The sequence below is a fragment of the Trichodesmium erythraeum IMS101 genome, assembly GCF_000014265.1.
Classification (GTDB): Bacteria; Cyanobacteriota; Cyanobacteriia; order Cyanobacteriales; family Microcoleaceae; genus Trichodesmium; species Trichodesmium erythraeum.
In genome coordinates, this window is record NC_008312.1 from 7046492 (window position 1) to 7073313 (window position 26822).

Here is a 26822-nt window from a genome sequence, read left to right on the forward strand (position 1 = left end):
AATAAATTTTTGATCATAGTTTTAACTAAAGGAAACCAGAATAAAGGTCTGCTAAACTCATTTAAAATCAAAAATATTTGTATGTTTTTTCCTGAGTTTATAATTTTATTAGCAGGAGAAAATAAATACTTAATTTTTATATTTGTACAGTTTTATATACTGATACTCACATATAATAATATTTGTAATGTTACTATTTAAGATGGACTCAATATTGGCTTTATATGGTTTTGATAAAAGCCTAATATATTCACTTTTATTAATTTTTATTTGTAATTTCCACCATTTTTTATTATGTTTTCAAAAAACTTTTGAAATGAATAAATAATAAATTCAAAATATCGCATCAGCAACTTTTTTCACATTTAAATTAATGAAAAAAAATGAATCAATTTTCTCTATATTATTAACCATTATACTATCTAATAAAAACGGTTTTATCAAAGATTTTTTCATAGAATTTGATTACATATAATATTGTCATTATTTAATAAGTAGTCAGAAAATTATACTATTACAAATCTGGCGACTCATCTTCAACAAGTCAGTCACGATCAGATTAATCCTGGTTGAAAAAATCTTGAATTAAGGACTGAGTTTTTATGGAAAAATGTCAAAGAAGAAATTCAAACTACTAGGGATGAATATTTAATTTTTGACGATACAGTGATGAATAAAAAACATTATATTTAGTGACTAATGACTTGAAGTAATTCTCTACAAATGATGTATAATATGAGTTACAAACTAGATAGAAAATATAATATTTTTACAGGTAAATCAAGCAATTAAAAGACTTGAGGAGTGACAATGTCGTAGAGCTAGAATTCAAAAAAACCATATTGCTTGTGCCATGATAGTTGGGAATTATTTAAAAACTAAAGCTAGGAAAATGGGGAAAACTATTGACCAAATCAAAAATGAATTATTATCAAATTATTTAATAAATGAAATTAAATATCCAGCAATAAAATTCCAAATAATTTAAATTTTATAGTGGATAAATGAAGTATAAAATCAACTGTTTTTAGGGATATTTTATTAAGATAAAAATTGGAAGCGATCGCTACAATATCTAGTCTGATCCCATGTCATAAATTATGGATATTATTTAATTCTTGTTCCTTACTACCTTCGGCCATAGTTGGGTGGCAGCTACTAGTATAAAACTAATAATTTTTACTAATCTATTTACCGTGTAAATATCATTGAGTTTACCACCAAGCTCTTTTATATCCTCTAGGGAGACTATTTCAACTCTCATCTTTTTCTCGGCACACCTTTCCCTAGCTTTTGAAGAAGTATCAGAACCAGACAAGCCCTTAATTGAATCGAATAATTGCCAGCTTGGCAGTAGTGCAAACCATTGTGTTTTTCATATTATATTTTGGTATTTTATTACTATTCTAACTAATACTTATATTCACAATCTCTTAAATATTTTGCCCATACATAACCCTCTATTGGCCGAATAATTCTTGTCCAATTTTCACCCTCACTACCATCAGTAACTCCAAGAGCAACTACTCCACCATTTTCCAGGGTGCCAATTACTTTGCCATTTGGTCTTTCTCGTACATTCAGAGGTGAGTCAGTTGGGTCTGATATTGTACAATAACCAACAGGAGTTTGAGCTATTTGATATTTTGGAATTGGCACAATTTTTGTTTTGGAAGTAACAGCTAGGACAACTGTATTAAACCCTAATAAGCATAGAAAAGCGCAAATAGTATTTATTAGATATTTTTTCGATTTATTCATATTTCGTTTCCTCGTTCAGATTGATTATAAAATATAATTATACCCTCAGTATTTCCATTATTTATTCTGCTCAAATAGCCCTCAGTAGAGAGCGAGCAACAAAAAGAATTATATGATTCTCTAAAAATTACCTTGACTTTACAAAATCAATTTCAGTTTAGCTTTTATTGTCAATTAATTATATACTGGAATCTAGACTAAATTTTAGGGTATTCAAATAATCTGTTCAGAAAGCTTTGAATACTTGGAACTTAGAACCCTTAGCTAATATTAAGCGGGGCAGATATTTTCGTAATTAATTGATGATTTTTCTTTTTTGGCGAGTTTGGGTATTGTAAGTTTATTCAAACTATTTAAAACGTTTTTCAAAGGCACAATTATCCTATAGGAAAAGCTGTAGATAATTGATTTAAAATTCCTGAAAATGCTGCAAAATAAATATTTGCCAATAAAGTCATGCTTCTATCACTTTAGTCTTCCATGTGCAAGTTTATAACAACCAATAATAAAGTCTAAATCCCAGTTATATAAGCAGTTACACAACATTAATTATACATCTATAAAAGCTGAATTCTTTACATTATAAAGATATCAGATAATTTGAATAGGTAAATAATTTTGTAATGGTATTTAGTCAACAATGGAATGCCAGAGTTAATCATATCAAAACTGATATTTATGAATAACAACATAACAGAAAAAACAACTCCAGAGTCAAATCAAATTACAAACATTTTAGTTTTAGGTGCAACAGGGGGAGTAGGTCAAATCGTAGTTGCCAAATTAATCACCCAAAATTATCAAGTTATTGCCATAGTTAGAAATATGGAAAAAGCTCAAAAATTATTTGGTAATTCAGCAAATATTAAAATTTTGCCAGGAGATGTTCGTGAAAAAAAACCTCTAGAAAAATCTCTAGCAAATCAACAAATAGATGCCGCTATTTCTTGTGTCGGAACTACAGCTTTTCCTTCAACTAGATGGTGGGGGGGTAACACACCGGAAAATATTGATTATTTAGGTAATCAAAATTTAATTAATGTAATGCCTAATAATTTAAAAAGATTTATTTTAGTTTCTTCCGTAGGTGTTGAACATCCTGAAGAATTTCCTTATAAAATTCTCAATTTATTTAGAGTTTTAGATTATAAATTCAAAGCAGAAAATATCTTAAAGAGTTCTAGTTTACCTTACACAATTATTAGACCAGGTAGACTAACAGATGGTCCTTATACTTCTTACGATTTAAATACATTAATCAAAGCAACAAGTGGAAATCGCAAAAAAATTGTTGTTGGTCAAGGAGATAAATTACTCGGTGAAACCAGTAGAATTATTGTTGCTGAAGCTTGTGTAGAAGCTCTCAAATTAGACTGTACAATTAACCAAACTTTTGAAATAATTAATCAGGTTGGAAAAAACGAAATTTCTGATGATGATAAATCATTATTTTGGCAAACATTATTGACAAAAGCACAAGAAAATAATTCTTGATCATAGTAGGTGGGGTTAAGCAGTAGCGCCACTAAACAAATACAACGTTATTGTTAATGGTGCTTAAAAAATTTTCAATTGAGTTTCCTGAGTTAACCCTACCTAAAAAATGCTACAGAATAAGGAGAGAAGTAGGGAAGGTTAATGATTTTTTCATCACAATTAGGAAATATTTTAGTTTAGTCATTTTTCTTTTTTTTGTTGAGTATTTGTTTTGAGTTTACTCCAATTTAGTTTAGATAAAAGCTTTGTGGAACCATGAAGAATCCTAACTTGTAACTATTGATTTGTGTAAGTTTGAGCTACAAGGTGAAATAAAACAATACATTTTTTATCCCAGTTTTAGTAAGAGCATTAAGCTATTAGCAGTCAGCTCTCAGCTTTTGAATTTATGAACTACTAAGATTACCTGATAACCAATTACATATCCTTTCCTTTCCTTTCATAACATACGAAATGGGTAGCAAACGGAATCCTGTGCAAACATAATTTTTAACTCTTCTTGAAGGGTAATTCCTCCTTCTAGCTGATAGCTGATAAATGGCAGCCAAATGCTTATATACGAGATTTCAAAGGAAACAATTTTTTTATAGGGAGAATAAATTCACCATGCTTGAAAAAGGGAGGCTTGAGACTCTATTTTTTGTCATTAATAATAATCTAATTTTCTTTGATTTAAGCATTTTTTACATGATCATGGAAAATATCTTGAGGAGCTATAAGCTTACTACAACTTTAACACTTGATATTGCACACCTGTTTCAAAAATTCTTACCCCTCCACCTTCAGCAACAGTTTGTTTTAAAACTTCAACATTACTAACAGTAACTCCTGCCAAATAATTAATCCCAAATGCCTTTAACTCTAATAACCAAGGCATACTTGGACCCATCAAAACTAACTGAGAATTTTTTGCCAACTCTACCAACCGCGGAAAAGTTTTATTAGCAATAGAAGTCGCTGTTAAAAAGACCCATTCGGCCTCCGGTAATAAATATTCTGATGCAGTGTCCGGAAAGTCCTCTGCTCCCGGTTGCCGTTCAATGACAGTCATCTCCATTTCATTCTGATAACGAGACAACTTAGGATACCTACCAATAATAGCAACTTTTTTTCCACGGATCATTGGTAAAAAATATTCAAATACTGCCAAATTCCCAGGTCCATAAGGAGATAAGGGTTCTGCTTGAGTCGGAGGTAGCTTTTCCTTTCGCACAGCAGATCTTCGATTTATCTCTGCATTAATAGTTGCCATTCCCACAGTTGCCTCAAAGCTATTCCAAGACCGCAACCATGATGCCAACTCTTTCGCAGGTTTATTTACTAGAGTTCCTGACCAAGGCAATGTGCGCGTAGTTGTACCCGGGCTCATACATAAACCAATACCTTCAGTTTCACATAAAGTCCAGGTTAAACCTATTAATATTTTTTTGATAGGAGTCGTAGTGTTGCCATATTCTAACAATAAATCATATATTTCTTTTGGATGTATGATAGTCATTGCAGTTATTAGTTATAAGTTATTAGTTAGTCTTCTGTAGAGGAACTGGATGAACTCCTCCATAAATTACGTAGAATTACTATATTTAATAGGGTTTAATGGCAGTTAAACTCTACATCTAGTGTATATTTATCTGTGTAGTTAAGTCTTGACCTGATCAGTCTAGTAGACTGACACATATTTAATGGTTTAATAAGTGTAGGTTTGGCAGCATCGAACGTAGCAAGAGCCCGTCAGGGTAACCCAACCACAATAACACTTATATTTATATAAGGCTTACATTTTTATATCTGTTAGTCCGTGAAAGGGAGTTGGATGGCTAAAATTTATAACAGTTTTCACTTTATAACTACAAAACTTTTGCCTGACTCCAAAAGTGCATAAGTGTCTTGAAGCAAAAATATCTGTATTTTGGAATAATGAAAACTGCTATAAGCTGTGAAAGGCATTTAAAAATCTCTCCTAACGCACCATTTTACTTATGTCAGTTTAGTATTATTATATAGGATATTATATAATATATGTCTATAATTCTATATTTAATTTTAAGGATTATTCTTTAAGTGTTTAAGATTATACTTAATTTCAAATCAAAACTCCACTCTTCAATTTGAGATGGGGTATAAGCATTCAATCAGCAGATTTGATATTAGCGTGCCTAATTCTCTAACTTTGAGTAAGTTTACTTGTTATAAATTTTGATATTCAAAACTCATCAATTCAGACTGAGTCATAGTAATAATTAACCATTAAGTTTGCAGGGATTTATACAAAGATTCTAACTTAGCCGAAACATCAGGTGGTTTAGCCGTAAAATGAATATAAAAATTACCATTTTCTGCTTTTTTATCTAAAACTTTGCCATAAACATCCTCACTTTCTTTTCCATCCCAGAAAAAATTAATCTTAATATTAATCAAAGCATGGGGAATATTTTCCCCTGAATTTACTACCTGAATTTCTGCTTCTTTTTTCGACAACTTTACCAAACTTCCACTCTGACCACAAGCACTAACATTTTTGCCATCTAAAACTACATAATGTAAAGAAATTGCTTCTTTTAGAGGCAAATAAATTTCTTCTTCTTTCGGTAAAAATAAATTATATTTACCACCAATACCACCAAGGTCATAAATAGTAATTGGCTTTTTTACTCCTTTTGGCATAACCTCTTTTTTACCATTAATTTTAATTATTGATCCTACTTCATTTAAAGTAGTTTCAGAAATTAAAATTTGCCCCCCAGTAGTATAAGATTCAATTCGATAAGTTAAATTTACTTGATTGCCAACAATACCATATTTTGTCCGTTTCCAGGAACCAATATTACCAACAACAACTTCTCCTGTATTAATCCCAATTCCCATTTCTAAAGGTGTCAAACCCCACTCTTTCATTTGTTTATTTACAGGTTCCATTGCCAACTGCATAGCAATTGCACAAGCAACAGCTCTTGTCGGATCGTCTCCTCTATAAGTAGGAGCACCAAATAAAACTAAAATTCCATCTCCCATAAACTCATCAATAGTTCCCTGATACTCAGTAATTACATCTGCCATATATCCCAAATAAAAGTTAAGAATTTTCACAACTTCTTCTGGTGGCAAACGTTCTGATGTAGCAGTAAAACCTCTGAGATCGGAAGTTAAAATTGTAATTTTACGGCGCTCGCCTCCTAACTTTAACCCTTGCGGACTTTCTAATAAAGTAGCCACTACTTCATCGGTTAAATAACGACCGAAAGTTTTGCGAATATTCTGAGCAGTACGAGCAATATAAGCTGTAATCACAATTGCTGATGTAATCATACCTAAAAACGCAGGAACAACAGGCAACCACCAGTTCCACAAAAAAGCAATATAAGTGCTAGCAAATAAAACTCCACCAGCCACAAAAATCGTAATTACTTTCCAAATAGAAAAATAACTAACACTAACACCAGTTCGCCATTTCCAAGTTGTTGCAGATCCTACTCCAGACCAAAATAAAATCCATATCCATTCGTAGGTATCCCCCCAAATTTTAATCATGGAACGACCATCAATAGCAGAACTAATCAGTTGACTAATTAGATTAGCATGAACTTCAACCCCACTCATAGGTTCTAAACTTCTAATTAAGCTACTACTGTAGGGAGTAGAATGTAAATCATTAAAACTTTGACCCACCGCTCCAATCAAAATAATTCGATCGCGACCCCAGTCAAGAGGTACTCGATCTTTTAAAATATCCATCATGGAAACAGTCTCGAAGGAGCGACTAGGACCACGGTAGTTCAAAATAATTAGAAAACCACCTGCATCTGCCCGTACATAGCCACCATCATCAGCTTCAAATGGTTCTAATACAGCCTTGCCTAACTGATATTTGTCACCCTCAATTTGCTCTGGGCTAATATCAAAACTCTTTAAATACCGCAAAGCAATATGAGAAGCAAAACTTAAGATATTTTGTCTATTTTGAAGGGTCACAAATAAATAAGCCCGTCGAATTTTTTGATCTGAATCTACTTTTAAATCATTAGCACCTGCCCGCTTATTCTCCTCCAAAACAGGTGCTGCTTCTGTAACGTCCGCTTGTCTTTCTCCCACTACCTTTTTAATTCCAACTATATTGGGGGTAGACTTGAATACTTCCACTAATTTCTGATGACCAGGTTCCACAGGTAAATCCCGATAAATATCTAAGCCAATAACTTTTGGCTTCATTGCTTTCAATTTATTCAGCAAGTCCGCATAAACAGCATCAGGAAAAATTGGTTGCCCAATAGCTCTAAGGTCGTCTTCATTAATGCCCACAATAGCAATTCTATTGTCTCGACTTTCCAAAGGCCGCATACGCATATATCCATCATAAGCGCTCCACTCCCAAAACTGTAGTAAGCCCAAAAAACGCAGTAGGATTATTAATCCTGTTATACTGGGTCCAGTTATCCAGACACCATACCATTGATTAAAAAAACAAAGAAACTTACTCCATAACATTCTTGATTAGCACCTTTTAGAAAAAAACAGGTTAATCTTACTAACTTTACTACACAATCAAACTGAGGCTGCCCTGAAAAAATTTAGGGGCAGTCCTGTTCCATCGTAACTAAATTTATTCTTCTACTTGACAGCAAGGTGCAAAAGGCTCAGAAGCAATTTCTTCTAATTCTACTGATCTTAATAGCTCTTCCCACTCTTTAGGGTTAGAAGTACGTAAATCTGCTACAGTTGCGATTGTATCATGCCAAATTTTGGCTTTTGCGTATATTTTTGCTTGTTCAAGGAGAGTGGCATTTTTTAAGCTATTTTCTAACTCTGAACTTATTTCTACTTTTTTGATAGTTCCCTGAACCAAATTGTCAGTACCGCGATCCAAAGGGTCGCAAACTATAGCAAATGTCCAAGTGTATTCTTTGTTTGTTTTCAAAGAAACATTTTCTGGTAGAGTCAGTTTCACAATACCAGAAGTTGTAGAAATATTTAATTCCGTAGAATAGAGACTTTTACCAGATTTGTCTTTAATTTCAAATTCTGCTAACTTGGCTTTGTGTTCAGGAACATACAGAAAAAATTTGGGATTAGTAGATATTGTAGTTCCAGTATTATCTGTTGGCATTAGAGCTATCAATTCCTTCTTTTTCTTCTTTTCTCCTGTAATAGCACGACAATATCCACGAGAACCTCCGCCAGTTGTGCCTGATGATGGGGGTCTTGAAGTATTACCAGTAGGAAACTCTACACTAATTAGCTCTGGGGTTAACTGTGCTTTTGCCAATTGCCAAGCTGAAAAGGTTACAATTATTGGAGATATTACTAAAGCTAAAAGTCCCCAATCCCAATATTTAATATTTGGCTTACCCATAATCACTCATATTTCCTTTAATCAAATAATTTAAGTTTATTAGTCATTCTAACATATCCCTTAATCAGTTAATTATCTATATATATTAAGAGCTCCCATCCATGGTATTTCTCAAGGAAATTTAACTCTCGATAGTGAATAGATGGTCGTATTAAATTAATTACACATTTATATAAGATAAACTATTTGCTTTCCCAAAAGCACAGATAATCAAAATAGGTCAATAATTTTGCTGAGGTACTTATCTTCTCATTTTAGATAAATATTAATTTTTCACAGTTAATAACAGACAACATTTCATCTAAATATCTCCTCTTAATAAGTAGGGATACTCCATTTTTATTCCCTAGTATTGATTGTAAACCAGGGTACACTAAGAATCACTTAGCTTTTATCTTCCCTATTGTCTGTTGGATTCGAAAAAAATTGGATATATGATTGAAATACTAAATAGCTTGTAGGAATTATTATATTAATGAGGTCAAGTATCTTTTTCTCTTTCCTATTCCCTAAAATCCAAAATTTGCATCTCGCCAATTTTTAAATTGCTAATTATTATATAAATAATCAGGCTTTGCTTTCTAGGTTTTTTTTAGGTCTAGGGAGTAGTTAGGTGAAATGAGAAATGCAAAGGAAATAGCCGGATATCTTTGTCCCTTACTGCCCTCTTTTTAGTAAGCCCAAAATACATTCTATGAATGAGCTTTTTGGTACTTTTTTCGACAAAAAAGCCTAAAGCATTGACAAATAAATGCTTTGAGTTAATCAGTAAGTCCTAAGCCCGAGTTTGCTCTTCTTTGTCTTTTTAAGCAGCTAACCTGAATCCTGAAAAGTTAAGCTATAGAAACATTATATGCAATCTCCCCATAGAGGAGAGGGGAATCTATAGAGGAGGTAGTCGGATATATTTGTCCCTTGTGACCCTCTGGGATAAGAAGGCCAAAAATGCTAATTTTTTTAGCTCTGTGGACTAAACACTAGCGACTTTTGTTCGACTCCAAAAAGGTATTAACCAATATCAGTCAATACTTTGATACTTAATCAACAAGCCCTAAGCTTAAAATTTATGTATTAGATTTATGGTCAATAAACTAAGGTAAATAGCTTCCTCTTTCAAGAGGATAAAAAAAAAGAAAATTCTAGATTTTATTGCCTTCCTATTACTGATATTACTGATAACTGATAACTAATAACTGAAATGACAAATCCACAAAATGAAATTACTCAAACTTATGCTCAAGATGATGTTCAACAAATTCTCCAGCTTGCCTTAGTCAATCGTTCTGAAGGAGGAGAATTTACAAAAGTACAACTATTAGAAATTGCTCAAGAGATGGGTGTTTCTCCTGAAGAATTAGCAGTAGCAGAGCAGGAATGGCTTTCCCAACGGGGAGAGTTTCAGGAAAAACAAATTTTTAATCAAGTTCGCCGAGAAAAATTAAAGCAAGGTGCTATTAAATACGGTATTGTTAATTCATTTTTATTATTGCTTAATTTAGTAACTTCTCATACTTTTTCTTGGTCTTTACCAATTTTATTATTGTGGGGATTATGGTTGGCTTTGGATGTTTGGAAAACTTTTCAAATTGAAGGAGAAAACTATGAAAATGCTTTTCAAAGATGGCGTTTAAAGAAACAGTTAGGGCAATCTATTGGTTCTTTAGTTGATAAATTTTTCAAGATTGTAAAATCTTGAATAATAATTAGGATACTTCTATTAAATCCAGTTACTTCATATTTGAAATATTCTACTATTAGCTTTGCTAAAACTATAAGTTTTGTAGGGATTTGGTAACTAAAAAATAAAGTCTCAACCCTTCCCTTTCAAGGTTAGGGAAGAAAGTATTTAAATCCCAATGCTGAGGGATGCTCGGTACTGATAACTAATAACTAATAATTAAAATAACCAAATTCCTACAATATTTAATTCTACTAATAATACTATTAAAGAATTGAGATAAAATCAATAATATTTTGACTATTTTTAGTCAAATTAATGTTAATTATTATTATGTTTACTTATTCCTATAATGATGTACTTTTCTAATTTACTGCTCAGGAAAATGTATATTTTTTTTGACCAATCAATGGTATTAAATGATTTAGTTCAGGCTATTTTATATTTTCATAATCTGGATAAGGTATTATAAATAGTTTATGAATTTTTTTGAAAAAGAAGATATTTTTTTATTATTAATTTAGCTAAATTAATATTATAGTAACGGTGATAAATATTTGCCACAAATACTTATTTTACTACAAATACTTGTATCATTTATATTAGTTAGTAGTTAGTATTTAGTAGAAAGATATGTTATTATCATTTTCTAGCCTGAAACAATTCTATGATAACAAATATACCAATAAAAAAGTACTTTTAGGGAATTTCATTATTGCCCCGATGTCTGCAAAACTATCCCTTTACAATCCAAATTAATTGCCTTAGCTAAAATACATAGTGCTATATATATCTAACTTTAACTATTTTTGCCAACTAAATTATTCAAACATATTCTTTTTTTATCCATGGTTTTATATGAATAAAAAAATCTACATATCAGCAATAAAATAAGCGATTGCTCACCTAAATTATGAAAAAAGCGACCGTGCTAAATTTATCAATAATTTTTTGAAAAATTGAATTGCAAGTATTCAGATATCATCTTTTAAAAAAAATAACTCTCAGATTAACTAATGACATTTTTATTTATAACTTTTAATTTTCTTTAGAGACTAATTCCTCCTGAATTATGTGATCATGAATTAATAACTAATAGCTAACAGCTCTTTATGCAGCACAATCCAATAAATGCTGATATATACCTAACTAAAACCTATCAATTCGTCGCGCTTTATCTGGTAATCTTGCTTCTTTTTGACCGATAATTCTTGCCCTACCATTTAGCAAACCAATAGGAGTATTAAATAACTCCACTAATTCGGCTTTACCTGATATAATTTTCACCGTTGTTAACGGTAATTCTTTTAATAACCATCTGCTCAAACGATACAAATATTCTTTAGTTTTCAACTCTCTCATTAAATCAACACCGTACAGTTCATGCAAATATTTATTTGACTTTCCATACCTGCGCCATTGACTTTGTAAATCCTTCCATGTTGAACGATGTCGATGTCTAACTATCGCATTTTCTACAAATTTAAACTGATAAGATGTTTCTCGTAAAATCCGCCAACAAATATCAGCATCTCCACCTGTTGTTAAGTAAGAACGAAATAATCCTACTTCTAAAAATACTTGCTTTCTAATAGCTAAATTAGCAGTTTGACCATAAGGGCAAAATGGATGAGCTAAAGTATATTTTTGGGAGAGAATCTCTTGTTTATCTGCATATTTTTCTAATAAACTTTTACCAGGCAAAGAAATTACTTCTCCTACTACAATACCAACATTAGGGTCAGAAAATGGCTGAATTAAATTTTCTAACCATTGAGGTTGAGGACGACAGTCAGCATCAGTAAAAGCAATTATTTCGCTATTAGCTGCCCGAATACCAGCATTACGAGCAGCATAAGAACTTTGAATCTGATTTTCTTGCAGTGGGCGAATTGTATTTGCCTTTGACTCTGCTGCTGCTTGAATAATGGAACTACTATGATCGCTACTATTGTTATCTACTAATAAATATTCTACTTGCTCAAGAGTGTAGGTTTGCGATCGTAGACATTCTATCAAGTCTGGTAAATCTTTCTCACCATTATAAATTGGTATAACTACAGAAACCAACATTTTCAGTCTTTCAATTACTAATATAATAAGCAGAAGCTAACTAAAATTAAACTAACTAAGTAAAAAGTTCCTACCACTTGAGTTTCCAACCAACCTGATAGCTCCAAATGATGATGAAAAGGAGCCATTTTAAATAATCGTTTGCCTGCTCCATCATGTTTTTTTGTTGCTTTATAATAACTCACTTGAACAATAACAGAAAGAGTTTCAATTAAGAAAATTCCACTAACAATAAAAAGTACCCACAGAGTATTAGTCAGCAAAGCAACTGCTGCTAAACCACCACCCAAAGCTAAGGAACCCGTATCACCCATAAACACTTTAGCAGGATTACGATTATGAGCAACAAAACCCAGACAACTACCACTCATACAAGCACAGAAAATCATTAATTCTAAAGAGGTAGGGGCTAAATAAGCTCCTAATCCAAAAAAAGTGATTGCCCCTAAACCCCCCATTAATCCATCTACGCCATCAGTAAGATTTGTAGCATTACTTTCAGCAACTAAAACAAAACCTGCCAGAGGCCAAAATAGCAATCCCAAAGATAATTGTAGACCAAAAGGTAAAACAATATTAGTAATCGTACTAGGCTGACTCCATGCTAGCCACCCACAGAATAGAATAGCAAAACCAATCTGCAAAGCCAGTTTTATTTTCGGGGATATTCCTTTATTTGTCCTGCGTTGCAAAATTTGCCAATCATCTAGCCAACCAATAAACCCATAAGCCAAAGTAAGGAAAGATACCCCTATTACATCTGGCTGAAATCTAGATAATACCAGAGCGATCGCTACTGCCACTGGTACAAAAAATATACCTCCCATTGTTGGAGTCCCAGCTTTTTGTAAGTGGGCTTTCGGGCCATCTTCCCTGATTATTTGTCCAGCTTTTAGCTTTTTTAGTATAGGTATAACCCAGTAGCCTAAACTTATAGTTACTAGGCCACAAAGAATGAGTGGAAAAGTAAGAGATCCGATACTAAAAATCCTATTAGCCATACCATCTAGAATCAAGGCAAAGCAGCTTAACCCTAAACTCAGAACCAATAATAAATTTTTTCCCGTAATGGTGAAAGACTTACCAAAAGTTAGTTTATTTTGCATAAAAACACTCCTCAACACACACTTTTTCAAACTTAAAATTTAATGCATAACTGTTAAGTTTAGCTAATAGGTGAATAGCTTTTTAGTAATTAAAAATCTTTAGTCACCTGAGTCATCTGCATTTTCATCCAAAATTTCATCATCATGAAAATTATCATCTACAGCTATCAATTCTGATATTTCTTCTTCCTCTTCTGTATATTTTTCTAATTCAGAAGGGTCTCTAGGCAACATCTTGCCCGATGCTTCCAACCAATCAATAAGAGATGAATCCCGTTGAGTAGAAATTACATCTGCTGGTTCATGCCGAGGTATGAGGCGCAAAGATGGATTATACAATAATATTGGTTCTGACTGGGGTTGATTATTTCTACGGCTAATAGTTACTGCTTCTTTTCCTACTGTTTTTCCTGCTATTTCTTCTGCAATACTTGTTGAAGCTAAAGGTTTTGGTACTAGTATTTCCTCTTCTACAGTAGTTTGTGGCAGTCCTATTTCTTTTGCTGTGGTAGTTGGAAGTACTACAGGTTGCACCACTGTGTCCTGAACTGTAACTGCTTTTCCTGCTATTTCTTCTGCAATACTTGTTGAAGCTAAAGGTTTTGGTACTAGTATTTCCTCTTCTGCAGTAGTTTGTGGCAGTCCTATTTCTTTTGCTGTAGTAGTTGGAAGTACTACAGGCTGCACCACTGTGTCCTGAACTCTAGTAGTTTCTGACACTTCTGTTTTCTCAACTGTAGTAGTTTCTGACACTTCTGTATCCTGAACTGTAACTGCTTTTCCTGCTATTTCTTCTGCAATACTTGTTGAAGCTAAAGGTTTTGGTACTAGTATTTCCTCTTCTGCAGTAGTTTGTGGCAGTCCTATTTCTTTTGCTGTAGTAGTTGGAAGTACTACAGGTTGCACCACTGTGTCCTGAACTCTAGTAGTTTCTGACACTTCTGTGTTCTCAACTGTAGTAGTTTCTGACACTTCTGTGTTCTCAACTGTAGTACTAGTTTCTGGCACTCGAAATTGTGTTACTGTTTCCTGTGGTGTAGTAGTTGATGGTCCTACAGGTGGTGCCACTGTTTCTTCTACTGAGTTAGTTTGTGACTCTGCAGTTTGTGGTATAATGTTTGTTTGTTGTTTTTCTTCCATATATCCTCAGTTAAGGAATTTTAGTAAACGTATCCCAATATTTTAAATTTAGCTGCTCTGTTTGACCCGGTATCTTGGATTTTAAGAGATTTGGCAATAAATTCTCTAGAGAATAATATATATAAATATTTTTCCTGTATTTATTTAATATGCCTAAACAGAAGTACTGCGCCTTATTTATTAGTTCAGTTTTGGGATAAAGTTTTGGCATAATATAGCATAATGTACTGAGCTACATACTGTCACTATGGGTAAGTCAAAAGTTATGCCTCACTAAGACCCTAACAGATGCTTAAATAAAGCAGATTTAATTCATTTAATACAAACAGAGCATATTTCAGATAAATGATTTACAAAGCGTGAATAGTAAAACTCTTGTGGTGCAGTCATCCTGCTCGCTAATTGTGTTCCTCATAGCAGTAAGAAGTGCTGTATTTATATCATTTCCCCCCTCCTCCAAAATTTACTGCAACTTCGGTTTGACCTAAATCTTCTGGATATAACCTCCCTACCTTATGTGAGCTAAAAGTCTGAGGGGCTTGGGACAACTCCTGACTTTTAATAAATAGCTTAGTCATTTGTAGCAAATATTTATCACCCTTAGCATTAGACCAATTCCTAAAAATAATGGGATACTTTTTCAATACTCCAGTTATTAAGTAATTCAGTTAAGCTTCAGTAATGTTTTTAACTATTAGTTTCCAATAAAAGATATTTTATTAAGTCCAACCCTAAGACTTAAGTCTGTTCAATACAATGTCTCTATCTATTTTCCAGAATATGTGGCAATACTTTTGAGATTTAGTATTAGTTTTATTTAGATTCAAATTAATCGGTGGTAGTGAGCTAATGCAATTTTTTTACCACAGTTAAGAATATCTTTAAAAATGCCTAATACCCGGATAATCAAAAAATATTTGATAAATTTTTTTCACTTATAAATAGTAAATAGATATAGACTTTATTGATAGATATAGCAACCCAATTTGAGTTATCATCCAAATTGTAGTAGTTATGGCCCTAGAGTCAGGAGTCATAAATTCAAAGGTTTCCAGTGACAATTAACTGTTGTAAACATTATCATAACTAATGCGCAAATTGCGAAGTGCCGTTGCACTATTATTTACCTATTCTAATTAGGACTTACTGAATAAATTTTATGTGTGAGAATAGGGGACAGATCGGCACGTTCAAGTTGAAGCATAGAGGCACTGATAAATGGGAATTAATCAATGTTTCTCCCCTTAATAGATTAAAATCATCAACTTTAAGCCAACTTGTGCCAAAAGATTGTACATTTTTCACACAAAAAAAAGTGAAAGTTCCGTGGTGAAAATGCTTTCAGTTTTTTCACCTGACCCTAACGATTTAAACTCACAAGAAGGCCAATAATTTAACTTGTATAGATGTATAATTAAATATTGCACGACTACTTACAAGTATTGTCATCTTAGAATTCAAGCAATATTGACAATAAACAGGAATTATGATAGAAAAATCTCAATTAATTGAAATACTTACAGGGAAAAATCGTGGTTTACTAGCAAGTAAAAATGATCACGAAGAAATTTTGGGGGCGATCGCTCAGTTAGAAGAAAAGAATCCTCATCCCCACCCATTGGAAAAAAAAGAATTATTGAATGGTAACTGGAGGTTACTTTATACTACTAGCCAAGAATTACTACGAATTGACAACTTTCCTCTCCTGAAACTAGGTGAAATTTATCAATGTATTCGACTTCAAGATCAAGCAATATATAATATTGCTGAAGTATATGGTAAACCATTTTTAGAAGGAATTGTAAGTGTTGTTGCTCAGTTCAAACCTGTTTGTGAAAAACGAGTAAATGTTAAATTTAATCGTTCAATTTTAGGTTTGCAAAGCTTGATTGGTTATCAATCACCTAACAAATTAATTTCGGAAATAGAATCAGGAAAAAAATTTACTGCTATTGATTTTAATATACAAAATCGCGAACAAAAGGGATGGTTAGATATTACATATTTAGATGAAAACTTACGCATTGGCAGAGGCAACCAAGGAAATGTATTTGTACTAATTAAAGTATAAGTAGATAGGCATTCAAATTTGTCGCCATATAACAAAATATAAATTTCCTCTCAAGTCAACTGTCTAGAGGAGCTTAGGGTTAATTGACAAAATTTAATATAATTAAGCAATTGCTGTGCCTACCTACTTAATATTATCCCCTCAATAACTTCTCTCAATAAGTAAGTATGGCCCGACAGGCTACTCAAAAGTTCAAAGTAATCATTCATGTAAGCTTCCTTAGGGAAATGTACACATTCATTTAGCAGAGCTTTTCATATCGGCGACAGGCAAAAACGGAAACGGGATTTACTAATATCTAAATCCTAAATGTATAGTGCTTAAATAGCTATGAAAAATATCTAAATTATTTCTACTTTATTGTTAATTCTTGATGTTCGAGTCAATTTTTCCTACTAAAAAAAGCCTTTTAGTTAATCCCACTATTTTTTCTAAAGTAATCACTAATTATTTTTTTTGTTAGAAATCTTCTATTAGAGAAGATAAGCGCTTTAACAAGGGGTCAGATTCTGTTATTGGTTGTTCAACAGGTATATCTTCTTCTACTTGGTTTGTTGTAGTAGTGGTTAATTCTGACTCTTGATTAGGTTTAACAATAGATACCTCTACTTTATTAATAGCAGCTTCAATTTTTGGTAATTCTTTCTTGAAAACCTCCAAAGTTTCAAGATGTTTAGAGTCAAAAGATGATTGCATTTGAGTCAATTGTTCATTCATTTGACTCAAGTATTTTTTAAAATCATTTAATTGATTTATCTGATTGTATTCATTTTGTTCACTAGCAGTCAATTTTTTTTCCAACTCAGAAATTTTCTGTTCTAGACTTTGCAAACTTGATACAGGTTGAGCTAACTCCGTAGACGAAGATCCATACAAAAACTGCCATAGAGCTTGCTTACAGAGATTACTAAAAGTTTGGTATTTGTGAACATTGAACTCTTTTTCAATAGCTGCCCATAACTTCTTATCTGCTGCCTCTTCGGTAAAAAAGACTTCTTTTTTCTGATTTTTTCCCACAGCATCAGGTCACACTTTAATTAACTTAAAACTTATCACAATATCAAGTATTTTCGTAAATATTGTTTAAAAAACTTCTTAGCTACTAACAATAAGAATTCAGTTTGTAATCCCAGATTAAACTTTACTTTATCCTTCTATAGGGGAAAAATAAAATTTATTTTCTACTTTTCCCCCATTATTTCTGACTTTCAGATAAAGAAATAACTACATATTAATTTGAGACATTTACCGTCAATCTTTTAGATAAAACGAGTAATTCAATGTATATCTATTAAGTTTAACAACCTGGATTTTTATAAGGGTTGATTACCTTTTAGATTTATCTAATTATAGGTAAAAAGTTCCCTAAAAAGGGGAAACTTTAAACCCAATTTTTTAGTAACAACTTACTTAGATATAGCTAGTTGAGCTTCTCCATAAATATATTGCCCCAGAGCATTGGCTTCTCTTGGTGGTTGAGCCAGGTGAGACTTGAGACCTGCTTCTTGAAGTAGCTTTTCCAAATCTTCCCGGAAAAAATCTGCCCCACCACCAGTGAGAATAACATCGCTTACCCTTTCTGGTATCCACTTAATTAAACGGTCACAAAGTTTAGCAGCAAAAACTTTACGCAGCTCAGGTATAATACCATCAAGATTAATAGGTTTTGTAGCTCCTTTGGGACGATAGGAACGCTGACCTTCAGGTTTGTGGACTGCTTCTAATAAATACAAAGATTGAGAGTCTGCCCCTTCAATCTTACTAGCTACATCTTCATAAAATTGGCTCATAGCAAAAGGTTCACTCTTAGAGGCTGCTCTGGCAAACCGGAATCGATCTACCATCAAGAAATCAGTGGTTTGATGGCCAATATCAACAATAGCAAGAGATAGTTTAGGTAATTGTGGTTGAAATTCTTTGCCATGATTAGCCTCAGTCCATAGTAAACTACCATATCCTTCTGGCATGACCCAAACCTTGTTAATTCTAATTTCTACTTCTTCACCACCTCGATAAAACATTTGATGAGGAGATTCTAATTGGCTAATAATTTGTGCTTTTTCCTTTTCAAATTGTTCTTGGTTATAGAATGGTAAACCTATAACAACCGAAAATTCTCCTTTGAGCTGAAAATAGCCAGCACAGGCCAAAACTTTAACTAAAGCATCTTCAATTTTAGACTTGGCAAAAGATCGTTCATCACCAAATAGATTAGCTCCAAAGTCAGCAGCTAGTTGACCTACAGCATATCCATAACCTTGATATTCCAACCACATATCTAATAATGGATCTGTAGGTTTAGACTCAAAATTGCCTGCTCTGACCTGATCTACACTCAATTGTTTGACATTGGACGGAATAAAAACTACGCCATTTTGGGTTCGACTGACACAAGCTTTGGTAGCTGTTCGTCCTAGGTCTGCACTAAGAATAGCTTTTTTATTAATATTAGATGGTTTTTGGGTCAGCATTGCTGCTGCTGCTGGCTGTTTAATTACCATAATGGTAGTATTACCTCATTAAAGTTCTTAAATAAAAATATTACCGTTATTAAGAGTTCTATTTGCTGATTTCCATATATAGTATTTTGAAAATCCAATAAACACTATAAGTAGAAAGTATATTATCAACAAGCTGAATAAACTAGGATTTATTAATAATTTACCTAGGTTTATTAACAATATACATTTGACCTTTTCAAGGGTGGGTCACGTTTGTTTCTTGTTTCAACCAGGGAGGTTATCCTCTTCCTTTTCACAAGCTTAATTTCCAGTCTTCCGACTAAAGTTATAGGGATTAATTGTAGGGGTTTGGTGACCAAAAAGTAAGGTCAATAGCTTCCCCTTTTCAGGTGGTTCGGGAAAAAACTTCACTATGGGTTTTTCTTGGTTCTGATTTTCAGCATAAGGTACTAACAAGGTGATAACTGGAAGGGGCAAACTACTACTACCCGAAAAGAGTAATTATCTTTTTGGCTTTTCTTCCCTTGTTGGCCACAGAAATATGCTTTGGAAACTCTTTAAAATATTCCTACACATTTAATTTGGGTCTAAACCTATTTTCTCTATTAAACTAATAGTATTTACTGTTATTGGACTACAGGTGGAGAGATTTAGGAGGTGGATATTGGTACATCCAAAAACTCAATTTCTGAGATTACTTTTAACTTTTGACTTTTAACTTTTGAGTTGTCCATAGCTCTATACCTTCTCACCAAAGAGTATAAGTCAGGGTCTAATTTATAGAATAGAGTAGATAAGCTATTTTAAGATAGTCCCTCCGTTTTTTCTAAAAGGCTTAGGCTTGTGGGTTGAATTCCAACAGTGACTTAGGATGTTTAGCATTGATTAGGGTTTGAATCTAAGGGCCAATATTGATACGGGACTTTTTTACTGTCTATTGATTCTAAATTCCATGCTTTAACAAACTCTACAGGGCAAACCCATATAATTAGCTAATTTCTATATATACATATTACTTTTTCAAATTAAATAAACACCATAGTTGGAAATTCTATTTTCAACAAATGTCATCAACCAGAGTTTGTTGACAAGATACGTAGGCCCTACTTACCTCTACCAAATATTAAATTCGTTTTACTAATGATGCTTTGAATCAACACTATTTGCAACTAGAGGCCAAAAAGTTGCCCTAATGTCTATTGTTAAGTTAAATTTAGTTAAGATTATTAAATCTTAAAAATTACAAGGCCTACTTAAGATACGTAATTTTACTAAAAAAGGACATTTTTTGATGAAAATTTCTTGGAGAACAATTGTACTTTGGACTATACCAGCTTTGGTCATTGGTTTTTTTCTTTGGCAAGGGACATTTGGTCAGACACAAGTCAATATGGGTAGTAACACTGCAAGTACCCGCATGAGCTATGGTCGATTTTTAGATTATTTACAAGCGGATAGAGTCACCAGTGTAGACCTTTATGATAATGGTCGTACAGCTATTGTAGAAGCAGTAGATCCAGAATTAGATAATCGAGTACAAAGATTACGAGTAGATTTACCTGTTAATTCCCCAAGCCTAATTTCTCGTCTGCGAGAAGCAAATATTAACTTTGACAGCCACCCTCCACGGAATGAAGGGGCAGTGTGGGGTTTATTAGGAAATTTGATTTTCCCAATTTTATTAATTGTTGGTCTGTTCTTCCTATTCCGTCGTTCTAGTAATGTACCTGGTGGCCCTGGACAAGCAATGAACTTTGGTAAGTCAAAAGCTCGTTTCTCAATGGAGGCCAAAACAGGTGTTTTGTTTGATGATGTGGCTGGGGTTGATGAGGCCAAAGAAGAGTTACAAGAGGTTGTGACTTTCTTGAAAAAACCAGAAAGATTTACGGCTGTAGGAGCGCGTATTCCCAAAGGTGTGCTTTTAGTTGGTCCTCCTGGAACTGGTAAAACTTTGTTGGCTAAGGCCATCGCTGGTGAAGCTGGTGTACCATTCTTCAGTATTTCTGGTTCGGAATTTGTGGAAATGTTTGTTGGTGTCGGTGCTTCCCGTGTACGGGATCTTTTCAAAAAGGCTAAGGAAAATGCTCCTTGTATTATCTTTATTGATGAAATTGATGCGGTTGGTAGACAACGGGGTGCTGGTATTGGTGGGGGCAATGACGAACGAGAGCAAACTCTTAACCAACTACTAACTGAAATGGATGGTTTTGAGGGTAATAGTGGAATTATTATTATTGCTGCTACTAACCGACCTGATGTTTTAGACTCTGCATTGTTACGCCCTGGTAGATTTGACCGTCAAGTTACTGTTGATGCTCCTGATATTAAGGGTCGTTTATCAATTCTAGATGTTCATGCTCGTGATAAGAAGTTAAGTAGCGAAATATCTCTAGAGGCGATCGCTCGTCGGACTCCTGGTTTTACAGGTGCAGATTTAGCTAACCTATTGAATGAAGCTGCTATTCTGACTGCTCGTCGTCGTAAAGAAGCAATTACTATGCTAGAAATTAATGATGCTGTAGACAGAGTGGTTGCAGGTATGGAAGGTACCCCGCTCATGGATGGTAAGAGCAAGCGACTTATTGCTTATCATGAAGTTGGTCATGCTATTGTTGGTACTTTACTTAAAGAACATGATCCTGTGCAAAAAGTGACTTTGGTGCCTCGTGGTCAAGCTCGTGGTCTTACCTGGTTTATGCCTAATGAAGATCAAGGTTTAATCTCTAGATCACAAATCTTGGCTCGCATTACTGGTGCTCTTGGTGGTCGCGCTGCTGAGAAAGTCATTTTTGGGGATGCTGAGGTGACAACTGGTGCTAGTAATGACCTTCAACAAGTTACAGGGATGGCACGTCAAATGGTAACTCGTTACGGTATGTCTGATTTAGGCCTGATGTCTCTGGAAACTCAACAAAGTGAGGTGTTCTTGGGTCGAGATTTAATGACTCGTTCAGAATATTCTGATGAAATTGCTTCTCGTATTGATTCTCAAGTCCGCACTATTGTAGAACATTGCTATGAAAATGCTTGTGATATGATGCAGGATAACCGGATTGTTATAGATCGTTTGGTTGATTTGTTAATTGAAAAAGAGACTATTGATGGTGACGAATTCCGGCAAATTGTGGCTGAATATACTAATGTTCCAGAAAAAGACCGTTATGTTCCTGTTCTCTAATATACTTTTATTTGGTAAATCAGAGATGATTGAGATTAGTTCTAGGAAGAATTGATTATACCTTCTCTGAAATAACTAATTAGTATCTCAAAGGTCGAACTCTCCAGTTGTGTTCGGCCTTTGATATCTAGTTTCCGTTTGAAACATTGGATATCCGATATAGCAATGAGCGCTGGTATATTTACAAATTTCTGGAAAGGCCAAATAGCTAAAAGTCTTATATTATCGTCAATTGATTCCCCCTGTTGCCAGATGAGCTTTTGCCTGCGCACAGCGCTATAAATGTAAGCCAACGACTATAACCAAATTGACTGTCCTACCAACATTTTCCCTTGATGCTCTTCACACCATTTTTTTGATATTCCCATTTGATATTTGATAGTTGCTTTTGGAGAAACTCCGAAAACATCCATGATTTCAGACTCAGTTAGAAGAATAAGTGTGCTTACTTTATAAGTTGGTGGTGGTGCTAAAGCAATAAGATAACGTACCTGATTAACTTTAATCTGTAATTTTTGATTCCAAGTTTCATTAATAATCTCCTCAGAACCGGGATGATGACGACCAAAATCAACAGTAATACTTTTACCAGTATGATGCTTGATTTCCAAAGCTTGATGACGAATATCAGGAAATAAACCAGATGAAGGTGGATAATTTATCCCAAGCATTTAGCTACCTCAAATTCAAACCAATTCCCTTTTGGTCGAACTTCTAAAAGTCTACCATTACTATCTCTTGGTGAGTCTATTTCCATTAGTCTTTCTATCAAAATCGCTATTTCTTCTATTGTGTAGAAAAGAGAAGTGTCTAAGGCAGGTTGAATTGCTAATACATTACCATCCTCCAAATCCTTTTGGTAAATTAATTTCTTTTTTCTCAAAGCTGATTGTAAGAGTTTTTCTCTTTCCATATTGTGATACCTTATGGCTTGTTTAAAAGTAAAATTTGTTCTATTTGCTGAATATCATCATCGACTAAATCAAACCAGTTATAAATGAGTTGATCGTTATTTTTTTCAAGAATTTGTTGTTCTTTTTGATCGGTAGATTGTAAAATTAGGCGGGTATTTTCTATCAATTGATTGACAGTAGCTAGCGACTTTGCTTGTCTAAAGTTAGGTATGGGATAAGATCTTAAATAAGATGCCCAATAGCGAAACCTTTTAGAATAAAGTTTATTACCACTGGTTACTTTATGAAAAAATTCCAAAACCTTAGAATTTAATAAAGATAATATCAGCAAGTAATGTTCAAGTGACTCTTCTTTTAGCAAAATATAAAAACAAGTGCCATTAACAAATAATCCCTTGTTATCTATAGCAAAACAATTGTGAGTTGAAATGTCTGGTGTAACAATCTTAAGATGTTGAAAATCGGTGGGTGATTGATGTACCCAAATCTCGTACCATTGTCGTCCAGTTTTTTTGATATAAATACGCGCTTCTAGTTGTTTTTGATGAGACAGTAAATATTGTTGAGTATTTGGATATAAATTTAAGTTAATGGGTAAAAGTTTATTGTTTTGATATTTGTAAGGATATAAAACATAGAGATCGCTTTTTTCCTGCCAGTCACAATACTATTTACAAACATTATGGCTTTCCAAAAGTGGAAAAATTACTGTTGACTCTAAATGGAGATTATTAATAAAATCAAAGGTCATAGGTTTGATAAAAACATTATCAGCCGTTGTTTTAATTCCTACACTGATTTTGTGACTAATATCAGCTAAGGTGCAAAATGTATTTTGTTTCAGTTTTTCAATAAGTTTTTGTTCTCTAGTAGTATGAAATGTCCATATAGATTGATTTATTTTTGGTAAAGCGGTTTTGAATTGTTTAACCTGAAAGTAGCGTTGTTGCCACTGGATAAATTCACAATGAGGTTGTTGGTTTAATAACTCGAATAAATTCTCAACTTTTAGATAGTTAGTGGCTGGTTTTCTCATTTGTTGAATGGAGGTGTAAAGAAAATAATCTGAAGCAGGAATTTGTTTTTCCAAAATTAATATCGTAGGTAAAATTGCAGCTTCAAATAATTTAGTATCCCCAAGATCGATAATTTCAATCAGACTATAATGTTTGAAAATATAAGTTCTTAATGCTTTTGCTCCTTGAGTTGTTAACAGCTTATTAGAGATAATATAACTTAATTGACCTTGTGGCTTGAGTAAATAATGCCCCAATTCAATAAATAATCCGGCTATATCAAAGTGTCCACGAGCCGTTTGATATCTTTCAATGTAGTGATTTCGACGTTCTTTTGGTTGTAAATTTTGAATCCGAATATAAGGAGGATTGCCAATTATACAATCAAATCCACCTTCTGCAAAGACTTTAGGAAAGTTTTCTTGCCAATTAAATATCTTAGGATTTGAGAATAGCAAATTAATTTGATAATCGGTAAAGGAATGAAGTAAAGCATCACCTTGAAAAATTGGGATATTTACCTCTTTAACCCCCAGTAAGTTTGCTTTATTTTTGAGTTGTTTTTTAGCTTCATGTACAGCATTATTTTCAATATCAACACCATACAAATTATTTTCTAAAATATGGCGAATATCTTGAGGTTTTAGTTGTCCAAACTGCTTTTGCCACAATGAACAAAGTAAATCAAAGGCTTTGAGCAGAAATAACCCAGAACCACAAGCTGGATCGAGTATTTTGATTTTGTCCAACGGCGTGAATTTGTTTTTGTCCAAATAAGAGAATAGGGTGTGACTAACAATATAATCAATCAGGTTATCAGGGGTATAATGAACACCTAATAATTTACGCTGTTGTGCTGAATATTGAGTTTGATGATTCCAGGCTGAAGATTCTATTTTCATCGGTAAAAATTATGTTATACACAAATATTTATTATGAACTAGGCCATTAATATTTTTTGATTTAATATTTCAATTGGTAGTGGTTTTAATTGCTTTTTAGTTCTAGTTTAAATAACTAACAAAGTGTGATTATTTTTTGAACTAAATATAATCAGATAACTAAGTTTAGCTAGTAGAAATCTAAAGTATTAATTGTGGTAATCGTCTATAATAATAGTACATAAAATTGTCTGGGGTTGGAATCCATAAGCAATTTTTCCTTCTGCCTTCAGCATGGCTGCCTTCTACCTTATTAAAATATGTTTTACATGATAAAATACTACAGATATTCTATAATTAATGAGACAAGCTTAAATTAATCAAACATGGCAATTTCAACAGAATATAAACAACGACGCAAACAATTAATAACAAAAATTGGCAATGGTACGGCTATATTTAGAAGTGCGCCAATGGCTGTAATGCACAATGATGTAGAATATGCTTATCGTCAAGATAGCGATTTTTTTTATTTAACAGGTTTTAATGAACCGGAAGCTGTGGCAGTTATTGCACCACACCATGAAAAGCATAAATTTGTTCTGTTTGTACAACCAAAAGACCAATTAAAAGAAACTTGGACTGGTTATCGTGCTGGAGTGGAAGTTGCTAAGGAAAAGTATGGTGCTGATGCAGCTTTTTCTATTAATGAACTGAATAAAAAGTTGCCTGAATATTTGAAAAAGGCTGATAAAATTTATTATCGTTTGGGACGCGATCGCAACTTTAATGAAACAGTATTTAAACATTGGCAAAATTTAATGCGAGTCTATCCGAAATCTGGCACTGGTCCAATAGCAATTCAAGATGCAGGGACAATTTTACACCCAATGCGTCTTGTTAAAAGTGCTAAGGAATTAGAACAAATGCAAAAAGCTGCTGATATTGCTGTTAATGCTCATAATTATGCGCTCAAGTTTGCTCAAGCAGGTCAGTTTGAATATCAAATTCAAGCGGAAATGGAGTATATATTTTCTCGTCATGGAGCTACTCCTGCTTATCCTTCTATTGTTGCTTCTGGTGCTAATTCTTGCATTCTTCATTATATAGAAAATAATCGACAAATGCAAGAAAATGATTTGTTATTAATTGATGCTGGAGCTGCTTACAATTATTATAATTCTGATATTACTCGAACTTTTCCCATAAGTGGGAAATTTACCCCAGAACAAAAGATTATTTATGAGTTAGTTTTAAGGGCACAGTTAGCGGCAATTGAACAAGTAAAACCAGGAAATCCTTATAAGCAAATTCACGAGACAGCAGTGCGAGTTTTAGTGGAAGGATTGATAGATTTAGGAATGTTAAAAGGTAATATTGATGAAATAATTGAAAAGGAAAAATATAGGCCTTTTTATATGCATAAAACCGGACATTGGTTGGGTTTAGATGTTCATGATGTAGGTGTTTATCAGTGGGGAGAAGAACCTCAAATTTTACAACCAGGACAAGTTTTGACTGTGGAACCTGGTATTTATATTGGTCTTAATATTAAACCTGCTGAAGGTCAACCGGAAATATATGATCGTTGGCGTGGAATTGGAGTAAGAATTGAGGATGATGTTTTGGTTACTGCAGAAGGATGTGAAGTATTAACTGCGGGAGTGCCTAAGTTAGTTGAGGATTTAGAAAGTTAAA

General features: G+C 33.3%; 19 protein-coding genes. 5 read left to right on the forward strand and 14 right to left on the reverse strand.

All coding sequences use genetic code 11. The features are described 5' to 3' along the window. Window positions 1-1410 precede the first annotated feature (1410 nt). Complete coding sequence (locus tag TERY_RS22130; RefSeq protein WP_011613875.1) at window positions 1411-1761, reverse strand: SH3 domain-containing protein; 351 nt, start codon at window positions 1759-1761, stop codon at window positions 1411-1413. Window positions 1762-2439: 678 nt separating this feature from the next. On the opposite strand from TERY_RS22130, the gene TERY_RS22135 reads away from it, so the two are divergent. Next, complete coding sequence (locus TERY_RS22135; RefSeq protein WP_044137007.1) at window positions 2440-3255, forward strand: SDR family oxidoreductase; 816 nt, start codon at window positions 2440-2442, stop codon at window positions 3253-3255. Between the two features lie 727 nt (window positions 3256-3982). On the opposite strand, the gene TERY_RS22140 is transcribed toward TERY_RS22135, so the two are convergent. The 3 genes from TERY_RS22140 to TERY_RS22150 form a co-directional block, all read right to left on the reverse strand. Then, the gene (locus TERY_RS22140) at window positions 3983-4756 is read right to left on the reverse strand and encodes a Rossmann-like domain-containing protein (RefSeq protein ID WP_011613877.1); all 774 of its coding nucleotides are present in this window, start codon (window positions 4754-4756) and stop codon (window positions 3983-3985) included. 749 nt (window positions 4757-5505) lie between these two features. After that, window positions 5506-7740, reverse strand: coding sequence for a CHASE2 domain-containing protein (locus TERY_RS22145; RefSeq protein WP_011613878.1), 2235 nt, complete (start codon window positions 7738-7740; stop codon window positions 5506-5508). A gap of 115 nt (window positions 7741-7855) precedes the next feature. Further along, window positions 7856-8605 (reverse strand): DUF928 domain-containing protein, encoded by a 750-nt coding sequence (locus TERY_RS22150; RefSeq protein ID WP_011613879.1) that lies wholly within the window; start codon window positions 8603-8605, stop codon window positions 7856-7858. Window positions 8606-9803: 1198 nt separating this feature from the next. Here TERY_RS22150 and TERY_RS22155 point away from each other — a divergent pair. Further along, window positions 9804-10301, forward strand: coding sequence for a 2TM domain-containing protein (locus TERY_RS22155; RefSeq protein ID WP_011613880.1), 498 nt, complete (start codon window positions 9804-9806; stop codon window positions 10299-10301). Window positions 10302-11432: 1131 nt separating this feature from the next. Here TERY_RS22155 and TERY_RS22160 read toward each other — a convergent pair. The 4 genes from TERY_RS22160 to TERY_RS22175 form a co-directional block, all read right to left on the reverse strand. Further along, window positions 11433-12356 carry a glycosyltransferase gene (locus tag TERY_RS22160; RefSeq protein ID WP_011613881.1) on the reverse strand — a complete coding sequence of 308 codons (924 nt, stop codon included), beginning with the start codon at window positions 12354-12356 and terminating at the stop codon, window positions 11433-11435. Window positions 12357-12373: 17 nt separating this feature from the next. Continuing rightward, window positions 12374-13462, reverse strand: a complete 1089-nt coding sequence (mraY, locus tag TERY_RS22165; protein WP_011613882.1) for a phospho-N-acetylmuramoyl-pentapeptide-transferase — start codon at window positions 13460-13462, stop codon at window positions 12374-12376. Between the two features lie 99 nt (window positions 13463-13561). After that, the gene (locus TERY_RS37680) at window positions 13562-14602 is read right to left on the reverse strand and encodes a DUF3134 family protein (protein WP_011613883.1); all 1041 of its coding nucleotides are present in this window, start codon (window positions 14600-14602) and stop codon (window positions 13562-13564) included. 440 nt (window positions 14603-15042) lie between these two features. Beyond that, a complete protein-coding gene (locus tag TERY_RS22175; RefSeq protein WP_155994578.1) occupies window positions 15043-15180 on the reverse strand; it encodes a hypothetical protein in 138 nt (45 codons plus the stop codon). A gap of 908 nt (window positions 15181-16088) precedes the next feature. On the opposite strand from TERY_RS22175, the gene TERY_RS22180 reads away from it, so the two are divergent. After that, window positions 16089-16673, forward strand: coding sequence for a PAP/fibrillin family protein (locus TERY_RS22180; RefSeq protein ID WP_011613884.1), 585 nt, complete (start codon window positions 16089-16091; stop codon window positions 16671-16673). A gap of 459 nt (window positions 16674-17132) precedes the next feature. Here TERY_RS22180 and TERY_RS22185 read toward each other — a convergent pair whose 3' ends face one another. Continuing rightward, on the reverse strand, window positions 17133-17690 hold the full coding sequence (locus TERY_RS22185) for a hypothetical protein (protein ID WP_011613885.1): 558 nt from the start codon (window positions 17688-17690) through the stop codon (window positions 17133-17135). 389 nt (window positions 17691-18079) lie between these two features. Next, the gene (locus tag TERY_RS22190; protein WP_011613886.1) at window positions 18080-19174 is read right to left on the reverse strand and encodes a ParM/StbA family protein; all 1095 of its coding nucleotides are present in this window, start codon (window positions 19172-19174) and stop codon (window positions 18080-18082) included. Window positions 19175-20426: 1252 nt separating this feature from the next. Between TERY_RS22190 and ftsH2 the strand changes: the two genes are divergently transcribed. After that, window positions 20427-22313 (forward strand): ATP-dependent zinc metalloprotease FtsH2, encoded by a 1887-nt coding sequence (gene ftsH2, locus TERY_RS22195; RefSeq protein ID WP_011613887.1) that lies wholly within the window; start codon window positions 20427-20429, stop codon window positions 22311-22313. Window positions 22314-22609: 296 nt separating this feature from the next. On the opposite strand, the gene TERY_RS22200 is transcribed toward ftsH2, so the two are convergent. From TERY_RS22200 to TERY_RS22215, 4 genes are all read right to left on the reverse strand, one after another. Continuing rightward, window positions 22610-22984, reverse strand: coding sequence for a hypothetical protein (locus TERY_RS22200; RefSeq protein ID WP_011613888.1), 375 nt, complete (start codon window positions 22982-22984; stop codon window positions 22610-22612). Then, window positions 22972-23226: a hypothetical protein gene (locus tag TERY_RS22205; protein WP_011613889.1), complete on the reverse strand. Its 255-nt coding sequence runs from the start codon at window positions 23224-23226 to the stop codon at window positions 22972-22974. The genes TERY_RS22200 and TERY_RS22205 overlap by 13 nt, the downstream gene beginning before the upstream one ends. 11 nt (window positions 23227-23237) lie before the next feature. Next, window positions 23238-23819, reverse strand: a complete 582-nt coding sequence (locus tag TERY_RS31415; RefSeq protein ID WP_081432503.1) for a TaqI-like C-terminal specificity domain-containing protein — start codon at window positions 23817-23819, stop codon at window positions 23238-23240. Between the two features lie 75 nt (window positions 23820-23894). Beyond that, complete coding sequence (locus TERY_RS22215) at window positions 23895-25145, reverse strand: Eco57I restriction-modification methylase domain-containing protein (RefSeq protein ID WP_011613891.1); 1251 nt, start codon at window positions 25143-25145, stop codon at window positions 23895-23897. A 365-nt stretch (window positions 25146-25510) separates the two neighbouring features. Here TERY_RS22215 and TERY_RS22220 point away from each other — a divergent pair, with 365 nt between their 5' ends. Beyond that, window positions 25511-26821, forward strand: coding sequence for an aminopeptidase P N-terminal domain-containing protein (locus TERY_RS22220; RefSeq protein WP_011613892.1), 1311 nt, complete (start codon window positions 25511-25513; stop codon window positions 26819-26821). The last annotated feature ends 1 nt before the right edge of the window (window position 26822 follow it).

Excerpts from the sequence above, each read along its gene's own strand:
- TERY_RS22130 (WP_011613875.1), bottom strand. The coding sequence starts at position 1,761 with ATGAATAAATCGAAAAAATATCTAATAAATACTATTTGCGCTTTTCTA.
- TERY_RS22135 (WP_044137007.1), top strand. The coding sequence starts at position 2,440 with ATGAATAACAACATAACAGAAAAAACAACTCCAGAGTCAAATCAAATT.
- TERY_RS22140 (WP_011613877.1), bottom strand. The coding sequence starts at position 4,756 with ATGACTATCATACATCCAAAAGAAATATATGATTTATTGTTAGAATAT.
- TERY_RS22145 (WP_011613878.1), bottom strand. The coding sequence starts at position 7,740 with ATGTTATGGAGTAAGTTTCTTTGTTTTTTTAATCAATGGTATGGTGTC.
- TERY_RS22150 (WP_011613879.1), bottom strand. The coding sequence starts at position 8,605 with ATGGGTAAGCCAAATATTAAATATTGGGATTGGGGACTTTTAGCTTTA.
- TERY_RS22155 (WP_011613880.1), top strand. The coding sequence starts at position 9,804 with ATGACAAATCCACAAAATGAAATTACTCAAACTTATGCTCAAGATGAT.
- TERY_RS22160 (WP_011613881.1), bottom strand. The coding sequence starts at position 12,356 with ATGTTGGTTTCTGTAGTTATACCAATTTATAATGGTGAGAAAGATTTA.
- mraY (WP_011613882.1), bottom strand. The coding sequence starts at position 13,462 with ATGCAAAATAAACTAACTTTTGGTAAGTCTTTCACCATTACGGGAAAA.
- TERY_RS37680 (WP_011613883.1), bottom strand. The coding sequence starts at position 14,602 with ATGGAAGAAAAACAACAAACAAACATTATACCACAAACTGCAGAGTCA.
- TERY_RS22175 (WP_155994578.1), bottom strand. The coding sequence starts at position 15,180 with ATGACTAAGCTATTTATTAAAAGTCAGGAGTTGTCCCAAGCCCCTCAG.
- TERY_RS22180 (WP_011613884.1), top strand. The coding sequence starts at position 16,089 with ATGATAGAAAAATCTCAATTAATTGAAATACTTACAGGGAAAAATCGT.
- TERY_RS22190 (WP_011613886.1), bottom strand. The coding sequence starts at position 19,174 with ATGGTAATTAAACAGCCAGCAGCAGCAGCAATGCTGACCCAAAAACCA.
- ftsH2 (WP_011613887.1), top strand. The coding sequence starts at position 20,427 with ATGAAAATTTCTTGGAGAACAATTGTACTTTGGACTATACCAGCTTTG.
- TERY_RS22200 (WP_011613888.1), bottom strand. The coding sequence starts at position 22,984 with ATGCTTGGGATAAATTATCCACCTTCATCTGGTTTATTTCCTGATATT.
- TERY_RS22205 (WP_011613889.1), bottom strand. The coding sequence starts at position 23,226 with ATGGAAAGAGAAAAACTCTTACAATCAGCTTTGAGAAAAAAGAAATTA.
- TERY_RS22215 (WP_011613891.1), bottom strand. The coding sequence starts at position 25,145 with ATGAAAATAGAATCTTCAGCCTGGAATCATCAAACTCAATATTCAGCA.
- TERY_RS22220 (WP_011613892.1), top strand. The coding sequence starts at position 25,511 with ATGGCAATTTCAACAGAATATAAACAACGACGCAAACAATTAATAACA.